The organism is Hoylesella oralis ATCC 33269, assembly GCF_000185145.2.
In the GTDB taxonomy this organism is placed as follows: domain Bacteria; phylum Bacteroidota; class Bacteroidia; order Bacteroidales; family Bacteroidaceae; genus Prevotella; species Prevotella phocaeensis.
This window is the reverse complement of the sequence record NZ_GL833119.1, coordinates 1,789,247-1,803,603: the sequence shown is the minus strand read 5'-3', so window position 1 is coordinate 1,803,603 and position 14,357 is coordinate 1,789,247. Positions and strand designations below refer to the sequence as shown.

Genomic DNA, 14,357 nt, shown 5'->3' with positions numbered 1-14,357 from the left:
TTTTTCAATCTGGAATAAGGAAGTTGATAACTTCCTGTTCTACCGTCAATGTAAACGCTCCCACGGGTGTATTCATCAGTCGTCCGTCTATACTAACGGGCGCATGATGCGATTCTTCAACCATTACTTTATATGTGCGATAAGGGTACACTCCCTTATGATTTAAAATTTTCCCCTGTAAAAAGAGATAGATACCTCCGAACAGCTGCATCATTTCAGAATGGTACACCACAGAAACATCAAGTAAACCGTTATAAGGAACGGCATTTGGCGTCTGTCCATAGCCTAAAGCATTGCCCACACACATAGTCATAACACTACGATGTATCGAGTCTGTATTGATTTTAATACGCATTTTATACTCCATACGCTGAAAAATAAGCAGTATAAAAGAGAATAGAAACGATAATGTTCGTGAACCGAAAATACGTTTCGTCTGCCTGCGAAGGTTCATTATCGAGGCAACCAATCCAACATTTACACAATTCAAAAAATAACGATGACAAGCCTCGTTATGCTTATTCTTATATCTTATGCAGCCCAAATCTATTCTGCGCACACGATGTTTCTTCAACTGGGCAATGGCAATATCTTCCTCTCCTTCCTTTAAATTCCAGAAATGGGCAAAATCATTCATTACCCCACAAGGGATAACACCCAACGAAATACTCTCTCTAACGGCTTTTTCTTCGCGCATTAAGCAGTTTGCAGCGTCATTCAAGGCAGAATCTCCCCCTGCAATCACAATAGTCTTGTAACCGTTATTGATCATCATAGTGACGAGTCTTTCCACACTTTCCGAGCTTTCACTATACACATAATCGTATTGTATGTCCTGCTCATCAAGATATCTCTCTATCCTATTCCATCTTTTCCGTGCATTTCGCGCCGTTGATTTAGGACAATAAATCACTCCCCACCGTAAACTGTTCCCTGCCATAGTCGTTCTATCTGTTTTATTTTTTCGTCCAAAGGCAACAAGGCATCAATCCAATGTATCGTAAAACCACGCCTTTCCATGCCTCTAAACCATGTCATCTGCCGTTTGGCAAACTGATGAATGGCAATTTCAAGCCCTCTGAACATCTCTTCATACGTGATTGTGCCAATCAGATATTCTGTTACGAACTTATATTCCAATCCGTAGTAAATTAAATCTTCGGCATCTACGCCGCTATCGAGCAATGCCTTAATCTCGTTTACCATACCTTCTTCGTCGAGACGTTGCCTCAATCGGGCCGTTATTCTTTCTCTACGTTGCTCCCGCCCGATACTTACACCGACAATTAAAGAGTCTATCGGCGGCATCACCCGCTCTTGCGTAGGGTGTTCCAAGTTATAAGTTTCTATCTCGATAGCTCTTATCGCACGCTGTACAGTGTCTACATCCGACCGGTTATGCATATTTGAACCGGTCTTACATTTCAATTCTTCGAGCATAGATGTAAGCTCAAGCAACGATTTTCCAGCCAACTGTTCGCGCAATACCGTATTCTGCGGAACGGGAGAAAGTGCATATCCTTTCAACACGGCCTCGATATACAAGCCGGTACCGCCACATAAAACGGGCGTAACACCTTGTTTTGTCAAATCATCATACACCGTCTTAAAGTCTTGCTGGTATCTGAAAAGGTTGTACTTCGTACCGGGTTCCGCTATATCTATAAGGTGATAAGGCACTTTTACCCCGCCCACAGTATAATCGTCCAAATCTTTTCCCGTGCCTACATCCATACGCCTGTACACCTGCCTACTGTCTGCACTGATAATTTCTGCACCGATTTTAGCCGACAGAGCGGCAGCAAGTGCCGTCTTTCCGCTTGCTGTAGGCCCGAGTATGGTTATCATTTTCATGGTTACAAACTTACTGAAAAAAACTCATAGTGCCATCGTTTTGTATAAAAAAGAATTAAATGCGGTAAACGTATCGTGTTCTTACGTCAGAAACATATCCTATATATGTTCCCTCTATCCGTATCAAATTCTACGTAATCGGCCGTTTTCTTTCTCAATTTCGGCATCCTGCCGTTCTTATCTGTAATTTTTGCATATCCCATTCCCCGATAATATAATCTACATCTCATACCGCCGAGCGATTTAACCGTTACCTCTGTGAGCTGCATATCCGCCCATGTTTCACTTATCTCGAACCGATTGACGGCACATAACCCTCTCACAGTTCCCTCAGACCATATTTTCGGCAGTGCCGGAAGCAGGTGTATCGTGTCCGTACAGCTTTGCAACAACATTTCAGCCATACCTGCAGCTACACCGAAATTACCGTCTATCTGAAACGGAGAATGGGCATCCAGCATGTTATAATATATTCCACCTGCCTCGGGCGACATGTTAAGCGTGTAATATTTGGAATGCTGAAAGGCCATTTTGAATATCTTAGCACAAACATCTCCATCGAATGCTCGTGCCCAAAGGTTAATTTTCCACCCCATAGACCATCCCTGAGACTGGATACCCCGTAGGCGCAAGGAATTTACAGCCGACAGGAAATAAGGACTCTTCGGCGAGATACCATCGAGCGGATATAGCTCCATCAGGTGTGAAAGGTGCCTGTGATCGCGTTCTTTCCCATTACCGTTAGCATAGTCGGTATATTTCCACTCGCGAAGAATACTGTCTCCCGCCGTTACACCGTTATACACGTTGCCCCATTTCCCCGTATACACCTCATTATGCAAACCTGTATCCAAACCAAGAAGCCTTTCTTTCAGTGCCTTTACAAACATTCTATCTACACAGGCTGCCTTGTTACCGACGATACTGATAGCTTTCAGCGTAGCAGAAAAGAGATATTTTACAAGTTGTTGAGCATGAGCCGTGGCATTTTCGGGCTTAATGGCATACACACCCGGGGCGCTTTCCGTTCCCGGACCGTGCTCCGGCGAATACTCGTCGGGGCATTCATAAGTTCCGTCGGTGGCTTTTACGAGCCTTTCCAACCAGAACTCGCACTGGCTGACCATCACCGGAAGAGCCTTATGTAGCAGAAATTCACGGTCGAGCGTGTAGCGGTAATGCTGCCAAAGGTGCGCACAAAGCCACGCACCTGCCGCGCAATAGTTGTTTTGCCACGCGGTGCAATGCCCGAAGATATTATTTTCAGTAAAACAAGCCCACCCGTTTTGCTGCCTTAAACGCACACGGGCATACGATTTCCATTGCGGTTGTACGAGTGCCATATTATAGATGTAGTTCAATAACTTCTCGTTCATCTCGGAAAGGTTCGTACTGTTAGCAAGCCAATAATTCATCTGTACATTGATATCTGCGTGCATATCGCACTGCCAAGCAGGCTCGTTACTGTTGTTCCAAATGCCTTGCAGATTATTCGGAAGGTCTATGCCGCGCGACGATGAGATAAGCAGATAGCGCCCATACTGAAAGTAAAGTTGCTCTATCAATCGGTAACGGTTGTCGTGTTCGTAGTTTTCGGCATAGCCATCTATCAGTTTATCCGTCGGTATCGTATTGGTTACGCCGCCCAATTGCAAGTCTGTACGGTCGTAAAATGCCTTGTAATCTTCCACATGCCGGCTATACAACGCCTGCCATCCCATAGAAACAGCACTGTCAACCGTATTCTTTATTCGCGACGGCAATAATGTCGTGTGGCTTATATAGCTCGGTGCAACGGCATTATAATCGGTACCGGCAGCAAGTATTACCATCACTTCGTCGGCATGTTTTACCACGATACCATCATTTGTTGTTGTCACCGTTCCACCTACAGCTGCCACTTTCATCCGGGCACAGTAACTTACAGTCGTCAACTTTCCGGCAAACATACCTTCTTTACCTTGATAATAAGTTTCCCGCCCGTGTACATCGTTCAGATAAAAGCGGTTGTTTATCGCTCTCGGAACAGATGCTTTCATGTGGATAACCACACACTGTGCGGGATTACTTGCTATATATTCTCGGGTATAAACAGTATCGCCGTCGGCGGTAGACCACGATGCAACGGCCGTGGCATTGCTAAGATCGAGATTGCGGTAATAATTATACACGCCACGCCTATCGTAAGAACCGCCGATATTTTCTATCACCAGCGCACCGAAGTTTTGATAAGAGCCCCGTTCTTCGGCACTTCCGGTCCAAAGAGTTTTCTCGTTGAACTGAACTATATCTTGTCGTATTCCGCCATAGATCATTGCTCCCAGCTGTCCGTTTCCTATCGGCAAGGCATATTCTTGCCACGGATCGTCCACCTGCATAGCTGTAACAGGCGCCGTATACCATAGAGTCATCGGGTGAGAAGGCGCATAATAAGCAGCCGGATAGCAGGTGTATTCGGACAACACGACCGGCATTGCGGCGCCATCATCCATGCTTACAACTTGTACAGGATGGCAAAAAAGCATACAGACACAACATAAAAAGATTTTGTTCATATCGATGGTTATATTTAATCAATAGGTACGCCTTTCGTACATCGGCGGTTCATTCTCTACAAAGTTCATTAAAAATTACGATATACACAAGTGTTTTCCGAATAGTTTTTACAAATGAAACGACATAAAGGATGAGGGATGCAGGAATAGGGATAAGAGATCGCAAGACGTACCACGCCATCTATCTTCGATACTTCATATATTTATTCCGCACAGACGATGCATCTAACCGGCACACATATACTGTTTAATAAAACAAGACATAACGGGTGTCTTTGCAATAATAATAAAACAGAGGCGAAACACAAAAGGTCTGTCTGTAATACCTTTTATGTCTCGTCTCTGCAATAGAACAAACAAGATGCGGAAGACAGCCTGTTTGTCTTTTAATAAAAGCTCGAATATCGTTAATCCATATACCTAAGTCTCAAGCTGTTAAGTATTACACTCACACTGCTGAATGCCATTAAAGCGCTCGCCCAAGTAGGTGTAATCTGGAAATCGATACCGAACAGATAGAGCAGACCTGCCGCCAACGGAATACAAACAAGGTTGTAGACAAACGCCCAGAATAGGTTTTCGTAAATCATCCGCACGGTCTTTTTGCTCAATCGTATAGCATCGGAAACATTACGTAGGTCATCTCCCATCAACGTAACCTGTGCCACATCCATCGCAACATCGGTTCCACGTCCCATAGCTATACTTACATCGGCCGTTGCCAATGCCTGCGTGTCGTTAATTCCATCACCCATCATGGCCACAGTCTTACCTTCTCGCTGCAGTTTACGCACCAGATTTTCCTTGTCTTTGGCCGCTACATTACTCTGATAATGCCTTATTCCCGCCTTTTCAGCCCAGTATTTGGCGGCTTCTTCCTTGTCTCCGCTCATCATATACACGTCTACTCCTTGCTTTCCGAGCATTTCTATGGCCTCATGTGCATGGGGTTTAAGCGTTTCACGTTCCTCAGGTTTCATGTCGTCTGCCTTGGTAAAGTCAACATTCAGATTGGGTATCGTAAGCGTACCCGTCTTGTCTACCACCATCGCGTTTACATTGCGGAGCGCTTCCAAGGCTGTAGCGTCTTTGATCAGGATATTCCTATGCGCCGCTTTCCCTATGCCTACCATCAATGCAGTGGGCGTTGCGAGCCCCATTGCGCACGGACAAGCAATGACAAGCACACTCACTGCCGAAACTATAGCCTGCGGCATGTGAGACCATCCGGCAATGATAAGCCACAAAGCAAATGTAAGTAGCGCTATTCCCGCTACTATGGGAACGAACACCATCGCTACTTTGTCTACCGTACGCTGTACGGGTGCTTTAGAACTTTGTGCCTCCTGCACCATACGTATGATATGTGCCAGCGCCGTATTCTCGCCGATTTGCCGGGCTCGGAAGCGGAACGTACCCTGTTGGAGGATAGTTCCGGCGAGCACGTTGTCGCCTTTTTGCTTCAATACAGGTGTAGGTTCGCCCGTAATCATGGCCTCATCGATGTACACACCTGTGGCAGACATGAAGCTATTAGCCTCTGTCACCTCACCGTCTACAGGCACTTTTTCGCCTGCATGTACCTCGATAATATCACCTACTTTAATGGTCGAAAGCGGAACATCCGTTACTCCGTCGGCCGTAACACTATGTGCCGTCTTCGGAGCAAGGCCCATCAACTCCCGAATGCTCGATGCTGTACTGTTCTTGGCACGCTCTTCAAGCATCCTTCCTGTAAGCACAAATGTGATTATCATTACCGATGCATCGAAATAGGTATGCCACTCGATACCGCGAGAGGTCCACACTGCATCGCCGAAGAAGGTGTTGAACGTGCTGAAAAGGAATGCTATAGCGGTGCTCAATGCTACCAATACGTCCATATTTGCTGTGCCACGACGCAGCTGTTTCCACGATGTAACGTAGAATTGTCGCCCGCAATAAACCATATTCAACAGTGCTATAATCATGGCAAACTGGTTGGTAACGTCGCGCGAACCTACATGCCACCACCCCATAGATACCGACATAACTGCCACAGCGAATATCCACGACAGAATTACTTTATGGCGTAAAAGCACGTATTCGCGGCGAAGTATTTCCGTAACACTGCGGTCTTCCTCGATTACCAAGTCGTATCCGATGCCGTTGATCTCGTCTTTCATCTTTTGAAGAGATATGGTTTTCGGATCGTACTCCACTAAGGCAGACCGTCCGGGAAGGCTTACCGAAGCTGATGTTACGCCCTCCAAAGAGTTTAACTTGCGCTCCACGTTGGCGGAACACGACGCACATGCCATCCCGATAACGGGTATCGTTCTCTTTTCCATCATATTATTATCCTTTCTGAAAACGTTATTTTACCGGTCAAAGAAGCATCTCCAAAGATTCAAAGCTGCAGGTCGTAGCCTATTTCGTCTACGGCTTTCTTCATGTATTCGGGTTTTGTAAGCTCATCATCGTAAGTTATCGTAACGCTTTTATCGCTCAAATTAGCCTCTGCTTTCTCTACTCCAACGAGGCAAGAAAGCCTTTTTTCCACCTTTGCCCTGCAATGATCGCAGGCCATTCCGTTTACTTTAAATGTTTTAGTTTTCATATTTCTCCATATTATATATTTGTAATAGCAAAGATACAATAAAGAGAGGACACCTGTGTTACAGTATTATGGAAAAGAATTGTAATATTCCTGTAAGGTCCGTTTCGTATCTATCGGTTCTGCATACGTACCATTTCTTCCCGCAACAATCGGCATACTGTTGTGCTAATGTTGCGCTTTGCCGTCTTCGGATGCATGGCCTCGGACAGAGAGATATTGGGAGGATTGATGCTTTCTGCACGATCGAAACCTGCTGCGAGCAATCTTTCGCGATCCGATATACTGCCCGCGATAAGCCAAATCGACACTTCTGCTGCTTTTGCATGGCGCAAAATCACGCTCGGGAGCTTACCCATTAAGGTCTGACTATCGGCATTTCCCTCGCCTGTTATTACATAATCGGCAGTTTGCAGAATAGTGTCGAAACCGGTAAGTCGTAGCAACAGTTCCGCTCCCGACTGCATTTTCGCCCCCAAATACTGCATGAAAGCGTAGCCAAGTCCACCGGCTGCGCCTGCACCTTGTGCCATGGAAAGGTCTCGTCCCAATAATTTTGCAGACTCGGTAGCAAATTGCCGTGCCTTCATGTCTAACCTTTCGACCTGTTCCGCAGTAGCCCCTTTCTGCATAGCATATACGAATGCCGCGCCATTCTTACCGTAAAGCGGGTTTTTGACATCGGATGCAAGAACAATATCCAACGGTTCCGACTCCATACTTATTGCCGTATCGAGTGCCGAGAGCATCCCCATACCACAGTCAGACGTGGCACTCCCGCCCAATCCAACGATGAAACGACGGCACCCTCTGTACCACGCAGCATTGATGAGTTCACCGACTCCAAACGATGTAGCATGTTCCGCATCGCGTTCTTCAGGTGATATAAGAGCGATACCGCATGCCTGCGCCGCTTCTATGATTGCCGTTTCGTCCGACGTAACGGCATATTTAGCACGCACAGATCGCATCAGTGCATCGTGCACATCGACTTCTACGAGCTTTGCATGCAGCGCATGAGCAAAGACTTCGAGCATCCCGTCGCCACCATCCGACATGGGCACAGCCGTAACATTTGCGTCCTTTACCGTCTGCTTCGCCCCTTCTGCTGCAGCAACTTCAGCCTCTACCGTCGTTAAACAGCTTTTGAAAGAGTCTATAGCAAGAACGATATTCATGCGATTTCTACAGTCTGTGTACGTAAGTCCCTACAAACGTCCTTGATCGCCGAGATAACTGTCTTTGAAACCAAGGAAATATAACACGCCATCCAAGCCCATAGTATTGAGCGATTGCTGTGCATTAGCCACAACACGTGGCTTGGCATGGAAAGCTATACCTAATCCCGCTTCGGATATCATGGGCAGGTCGTTGGCACCATCTCCCACGGCTATAGTCTGCGCAAGGTTCACTTTCTCCACCTGAGCAATAAGTTTCAGCAACTCGGCCTTACGCTGTCCGTCCACAATCTCGCCTACATAGCGCCCCGTGAGTTTACCGTTTTCGTCGATTTCCAGTTCGTTTGCATACACATAGTCAATACCATAACGCCGTTGCAGGAACTCTCCGAAATAGGTAAAACCACCGCTCAAAATGGCAATTTTATACCCGCAGCGCTTCAATACAGACATTAATCTGTCGACACCTTCCGTAACCGGCATGCTTTCTGCTATCTCCTTCATGACACTCACATCAAGTCCTTTCAGTAAAGCCACACGCTCTTTGAAGCTTTCCTTAAAGTCTATCTCGCCTCGCATGGCACGTTCGGTGATGGCTCTTACCTGCTCTCCCACCCCTGCACGTGCCGCCAATTCGTCGATGCACTCTGTTTGGATGAGTGTAGAGTCCATATCGAAGCATATCAAACGGCGCATACGCCGGTACATATCATCCTTTTGAAAAGAGAAATCCATCCCCATCTCCGACGACAGGTTCATCAAATCTTTCTGCAACAAGGCACGGTTATCGGGAGTACCGCGCAGTGAAAACTCTATACATGCACGCACATTACGGCTCGGATTTTTAATACTTACGCGTCCACTTAGGCGCAGAATGGAGTCGATATTCAGCCCTTGACCGGCGATAACCTTTGTGGTTGCCGCAATTTGGCGTGCCGACAAACGGCGCCCGATGATAGTAAGAATGTAGCGATTCTTACCCTGTTGGCTTACCCAATCCTCGTATTTACCGTCTGATATGGGCTCGAAACCGATGTTTACTCCAAGTTCCGAAGCCTTGAAAAGCAACTCCTTCATTACCTGTCCGGAATGTATGTCGTCGATGCGGATAAGAATTCCGAGCGACAGAGTACTATGGATATCGGCCTGACCGATATCCAGAACCTGCGCACCCTGCCCTGCCAATATCTCCATAACCGATGCCGTAAGGCCCGGTCTGTCCTGTCCAGTAATACGAACAAGTATCTGTTCTTCTTTTATTGATGTATCTTCCATCTTTTATATAACCGATTGGTGATGATTAATTTTTCCTGATATAATCGAATTTATCGAAACTTAAGTAGCCCATATCGCGCAATTCATGCTCGCTTTTGTTACGGAAAGCGTCGTCGTTATGGTCGGGTATCAGCGGAATGCGCACCGTTACGCGGTCTGCCATGCCCTGTGCGACGAGCCAACGCAGGTTATCTTTCACCCGTATATTGCTTAAAGTAGTGTACGATTTATACACTTCAGCATCCATATCCTTAATGTCTACGATATAGTTTCCTATGAAAGGAGCCACCTCCTGCAAATGCTTGAGGGGCACATTCAGACTTGTTTCCAACGTTATGTGCCACGTTTTGGGCATTAAGATACAAAACTCTTTGATGAAATGGCTACGCAATAAGGGCTCACCGCCGCCGAATGTAATACCCCCACCCGTGGCAAGAAAGTACATATTATCTACCATCACGGCCTCGAGAAGCTGCTTGGTAGTATAATATTCCCATATTCCTTCGGGCGCAAGACACTGTTCATTAAGGCAGAATTTGCATCGCAACGGACAACCATGAAAGGCAACCAGCGTGGTTACTCCTATGCCGTCGGTAGTCAACCTGTGCCGGTCGATACCGATCAATGGTTCCATTTCGTATGTTCGCACGGTATTGTTTCGCCCGTCCATATACCTTTTAAAACATTTGTTCCGTAAATATTTACCGCCACAAATATAGTGTTTATTGTAGAATTACGCAAACCTTCAAATGGTTATTTTATAGAATAAAAGCAAAAGACGGCCTGTCTTTCCCCGCTCCCTCCAAAGAAAAACAAAGAAGATACTGCCATATTAACATGGCATTCGATGTGTCAGAATATAATACAGTAGAATTATTAATCCTTTTATTATCAATAATATAACGCGATAACATTGTGTCAACAGCAGACAATCTGTTGACATAAAACCGCTTTTTGCTTATCTTTGTAACCGAAGACGGCTTGCTCAGCAACGTTATAATTGTCAGATCGGTTACTCCGGCGTTCGATAAAGAAGCTCTACGCATAGTAAGAAGCATGTCAAGACGGATGCCCGGAACGCAAAACTGCAAGGTGGTAAGGGTGAAATACAATATACCTATCAACTTTAGGGCATACTGATAAGACCGTTATTCATTATATATAAGCATTTTACACATTACATTTAAATTAAACATTATGGCAAAAGGAAGAAGCATTTGCAACGTATTGAAACAGATACGCAAACAGATTGCCGATGCCAACGGTATCGGATATGCCCCTACGCCCTGCCACTTCAAGGGCGAATGCCGAGGCACCTGTCCGGCGTGCGAGGCCGAAGTAAGGTTTATAGAGCGCGAACTGGATATGCGACACATGGCAGGTAAGGCTGTTACATTGCTCGGACTGTCTGTAGGAATGGCATCACTGACGGCCTGCCACGAAACGCCTAAGACATCTAAAGCAAAGAATAAGACGGAAACTGTTGTAGAAAGAATTCGGATAGCAACGGGGGATATCGATGGTGATATTGCATCTCCGTCCGATAGTCCCGTAAGGACAATGGTAAAGTTTATACCTCCAGAAATCGCTGTCAATCATAAACAAAAAAGAAATAGGCATGGAAAAACACTGTTTTCCTCACCGGAGAACATACAAACAGGAGACATCGAAATAAAACCTAATGCAATCATAACCGACACAGCCGATGTATGTAACGCGACAGATACAACCGAATACAAAGCCGTTCCCTCTTATTTAATCACGGGAGAAATACAGGCTCCGGCCGCTATTCGAAACAAAAAGGGCGACGATCCGAACAATCCGGTGTACTCATATGTGGAAAACAGTCCTCAATTTCAAGGAGGATTGCAGGCTTTGACGAAATATATTGCCGACAATCTTCGTTATCCTAATGGCGATAGCGATATACACGGACGCGTTGTTGTGAACTTTATTGTAGAACGAGACGGATCGCTTAGCGATGTTAAAATATTACGATCGGTCGATCCGTTGCTCGACAAAGAGGCCTTACGCATCGTCAACAGCATGCCTAAATGGTTGCCCGGCACTCACGATGGCAAAGTAGTAAGGGTGGAACACTACGTAGCGGTGAAGTTTTAAGATGTAAAATGAAAGAAGAGGGAGGAGAGGTTAACGCCACTAATCGCTCCTCCCTCTTCTTTCATCCTTTATCTTCTTCCTTGCTACTCCTTGGAGAAAAGGCGACGATTACTCCCATTCGATGGTCGAAGGCGGTTTCGACGAGATGTCGTAACACACACGGTTGACGCCTTTCACTTTATTGATAATCTCGTTGGAAACCTTCGCCATGAAGTCAAAAGGTAGGTGTGCCCAGTCCGCAGTCATAGCATCTTGACTCGTAACCGCACGCAATGCCACGGGATGTTCGTATGTCCGTTCGTCGCCCATGACGCCTACGCTGCGGATAGTCGACAACAATACGGTACCAGCCTGCCACACTTTATCGTACAAACTTGTGCCATCGTCACAAATATAGTCGTGCATCGCCTTGATATAAATATCGTCCGCATCCTGCAGAATGCGGATTTTTTCGGGCGTAATATCACCAAGTATACGCACTGCTAAGCCCGGTCCGGGGAACGGATGGCGCTTGATAAGCCGCTCGGGCATACCCAATTCGCGTCCCACACGCCGCACTTCGTCCTTAAAGAGCCACTGTAAAGGTTCGCAAAGTTGCAATTTCATCTCCTTAGGCAGGCCTCCTACGTTATGATGACTCTTAATAGTCATGCCCGTGATGCTAAGACTTTCGATCCTATCCGGATAGATCGTTCCTTGTGCAAGCCACTTGGCATCGGTTATTTTTTTAGCTTCAGCATTGAAAACCTCTACAAAATCGCGCCCTATAATCTTGCGTTTCTGCTCCGGATCGGTAACTCCAGCAAGGTCGTCAAAGAACTTTTTGCTTGCATCTATGCCTATCACGTGGAGTCCCAAACCCTGATAAGCATCCATAACCTTACGGAATTCGTTCTTTCGAAGCATACCGTGATCCACGAATATGCACGTAAGATTACTGCCGATGGCTTTGTTCAGGAGTGTAGCGCACACCGAAGAGTCTACTCCGCCCGACAGTCCGAGGATAACACGATCATTGCCTAACTGCTCTTTAAGCTCTTTTACGGTTGTTTCAACGAACGAAGACGGGCTCCATTCCTGACGGGAATGGCAGATATCTACGACAAAGTTACGGAGCAGTGTTTTACCTTGTATGGTATGAAACACCTCCGGATGAAACTGAACCGCCCATAACGGGGCCGACGAACCGGCATAAGCGGCGAATTTTACATCGGCCGTAGAGGCGATGACATGGCAATCTTGCGGAATTGCAGTAATGGTATCGCCATGGCTCATCCATACTTGTGAGTTTTCATCAAAGCCTTTGAACAGTGGATTTCCGGCATCGAACTGCTGCAAGTTTGCCCGTCCATATTCGCGAATGCCTGTCTGTTCCACCTTTCCGCCGTTGGCATAAGCAATGAACTGCGCACCATAACAGATGCCGAGCACGGGATATTTGCCGATGAAACCGCCCAAATTGCACTTGAAAGCCTCCTTATCGTGCACGGAATAAGGCGAACCGCTCAAGATTACTCCGATTACAGAAGGATCGTTCTTTGGGAACTTATTGTAAGGAAGGATTTCGCAGAAGGTATCCAGTTCGCGTACCCGTCGGCCGATGAGCTGCGTTGTTTGCGAACCGAAATCAAGAATTATAATCTTCTGTTGCATAATATAAAATGAATTTAAAGGCCTCATACCACGCTCTACTCTGCAGACGAAAGCCGACAGGAAGCCTTGCTCGGGCCATGATATATATTTACTTATTTAGTTGTTTCAAAAAGCTGTCTGCCTCGTGCAGCGAGTCTAATTTTCCTACATCCAGCAATTTCAAGTCTTCCTTCACGCATCCGTGAACGGAAAAACGGCTGCACCATTTCAGATAAAAGTCTACAATACCGAATTTGTTCGGCATTTCTTCTATACAAGGAAACAGAGACGGAGAAAGTACATGTATGCCGCTAAAGGCATACATATCGCAGGAAGCGGGATCGAGGCTATCGTATGAGCTCTTTACTTCGCCCGTCTCGATGTTCGTCCACCCTTTCAGAAAGCGAGAAGCATCTTTAGAGAAAAGCAGATAACGTTTGGTTTTTCGCCGACTGACAAGCAACGTAGCATCGGCATTTCGCCCTTTTTCGTAAATACATTTAAGGTCTACGTTGCTTAGAATATCCACATTATGAATTAAGATTGGGCTATTGGCATCGAAAAAGTGCATAGCTTTTTTGATACCTCCACCGGTATCGAGCAACATTTCGCGCTCATCGCTCACACAGACGTCCAGTCCGAAGTTATTGTTTGTCCTTATATAGTCTATGATTTGGTCGGCAAAATGGTGTACGTTTACTACAATTTTTCCGAAGCCGGCACTTTTCATTTTCATGATCACATACTTCAGCAACGGCTCACCGCCCACCCTTACCAACGCTTTGGGCGTCGTATCGGTGATAGGCTTGAGGCGTGTACCCAATCCGGCCGCAAAAATCATTGCTTGCATCATAGAAATGTCTTTAATGCATGCAAAGATAGCGAATATATTTCAGTCTGCAAAAAGTTTCATAAACAAGATATAAAAAAAGAAGAGGCGCGAAATGTAAACGATATATAGTGCTTTTATCGGGCATAGACAGCATTTTTATCTGGTTTAGATGTCGCCTCTATCGATAACTGGCATGTCGCCTATGCAACATATTTTCGACCGTCGGGATTGATGAAGGAAACAGATATAAAAAGCATGGGCGACGAAGATGGTATGTATCTTTGCCGCCCATGTGATGAAAATATTTTGTTTCT

General features: G+C 45.9%; 12 protein-coding genes. 2 read left to right on the top strand and 10 right to left on the bottom strand.

Going from position 1 to position 14,357, the window contains the following annotated elements; translation table 11 throughout:
• Window positions 1–4: 4 nt before the first annotated feature.
• From HMPREF0663_RS09930 to HMPREF0663_RS09895, 8 genes are all read right to left on the bottom strand, one after another.
• Complete coding sequence (locus tag HMPREF0663_RS09930; protein WP_004370372.1) at window positions 5–940, bottom strand: diacylglycerol/lipid kinase family protein; 936 nt, start codon at window positions 938–940, stop codon at window positions 5–7.
• Window positions 910–1,854: a tRNA (adenosine(37)-N6)-dimethylallyltransferase MiaA gene (gene miaA, locus HMPREF0663_RS09925; protein WP_004370371.1), complete on the bottom strand. Its 945-nt coding sequence runs from the start codon at window positions 1,852–1,854 to the stop codon at window positions 910–912. Before miaA ends, HMPREF0663_RS09930 begins: the two co-directional genes overlap by 31 nt.
• Window positions 1,855–1,940: 86 nt before the next feature.
• Complete coding sequence (locus HMPREF0663_RS09920) at window positions 1,941–4,409, bottom strand: glycoside hydrolase family 95 protein (protein WP_016665132.1); 2,469 nt, start codon at window positions 4,407–4,409, stop codon at window positions 1,941–1,943.
• Between the two features lie 407 nt (window positions 4,410–4,816).
• Window positions 4,817–6,739: a heavy metal translocating P-type ATPase gene (locus tag HMPREF0663_RS09915; protein ID WP_016665133.1), complete on the bottom strand. Its 1,923-nt coding sequence runs from the start codon at window positions 6,737–6,739 to the stop codon at window positions 4,817–4,819.
• Window positions 6,740–6,798: 59 nt separating this feature from the next.
• On the bottom strand, window positions 6,799–7,008 hold the full coding sequence (locus HMPREF0663_RS09910; RefSeq protein ID WP_004370368.1) for a heavy-metal-associated domain-containing protein: 210 nt from the start codon (window positions 7,006–7,008) through the stop codon (window positions 6,799–6,801).
• Between the two features lie 110 nt (window positions 7,009–7,118).
• Window positions 7,119–8,183 (bottom strand): glycerate kinase family protein, encoded by a 1,065-nt coding sequence (locus HMPREF0663_RS09905; protein WP_004370367.1) that lies wholly within the window; start codon window positions 8,181–8,183, stop codon window positions 7,119–7,121.
• 30 nt (window positions 8,184–8,213) lie between these two features.
• Window positions 8,214–9,458, bottom strand: a complete 1,245-nt coding sequence (serB, locus tag HMPREF0663_RS09900) for a phosphoserine phosphatase SerB (RefSeq protein WP_004370366.1) — start codon at window positions 9,456–9,458, stop codon at window positions 8,214–8,216.
• A 25-nt stretch (window positions 9,459–9,483) separates the two neighbouring features.
• Window positions 9,484–10,128, bottom strand: a complete 645-nt coding sequence (locus HMPREF0663_RS09895) for a radical SAM protein (protein WP_004370365.1) — start codon at window positions 10,126–10,128, stop codon at window positions 9,484–9,486.
• Window positions 10,129–10,412: 284 nt separating this feature from the next.
• On the opposite strand from HMPREF0663_RS09895, the gene HMPREF0663_RS12350 reads away from it, so the two are divergent.
• Window positions 10,413–10,598, top strand: coding sequence for a TonB family protein (locus tag HMPREF0663_RS12350; protein WP_004370364.1), 186 nt, complete (start codon window positions 10,413–10,415; stop codon window positions 10,596–10,598).
• Between the two features lie 57 nt (window positions 10,599–10,655).
• Window positions 10,656–11,579: an energy transducer TonB gene (locus HMPREF0663_RS09885; protein ID WP_004370363.1), complete on the top strand. Its 924-nt coding sequence runs from the start codon at window positions 10,656–10,658 to the stop codon at window positions 11,577–11,579.
• Between the two features lie 108 nt (window positions 11,580–11,687).
• On the opposite strand, the gene guaA is transcribed toward HMPREF0663_RS09885, so the two are convergent.
• A complete protein-coding gene (guaA, locus tag HMPREF0663_RS09880) occupies window positions 11,688–13,232 on the bottom strand; it encodes a glutamine-hydrolyzing GMP synthase (RefSeq protein WP_004370362.1) in 1,545 nt (514 codons plus the stop codon).
• 88 nt (window positions 13,233–13,320) lie between these two features.
• Entirely contained in the window at window positions 13,321–14,064 is a 744-nt protein-coding gene (locus tag HMPREF0663_RS09875) for a nucleotidyltransferase family protein (RefSeq protein WP_004370361.1), read from the bottom strand.
• Window positions 14,065–14,357: the final 293 nt, after the last annotated feature.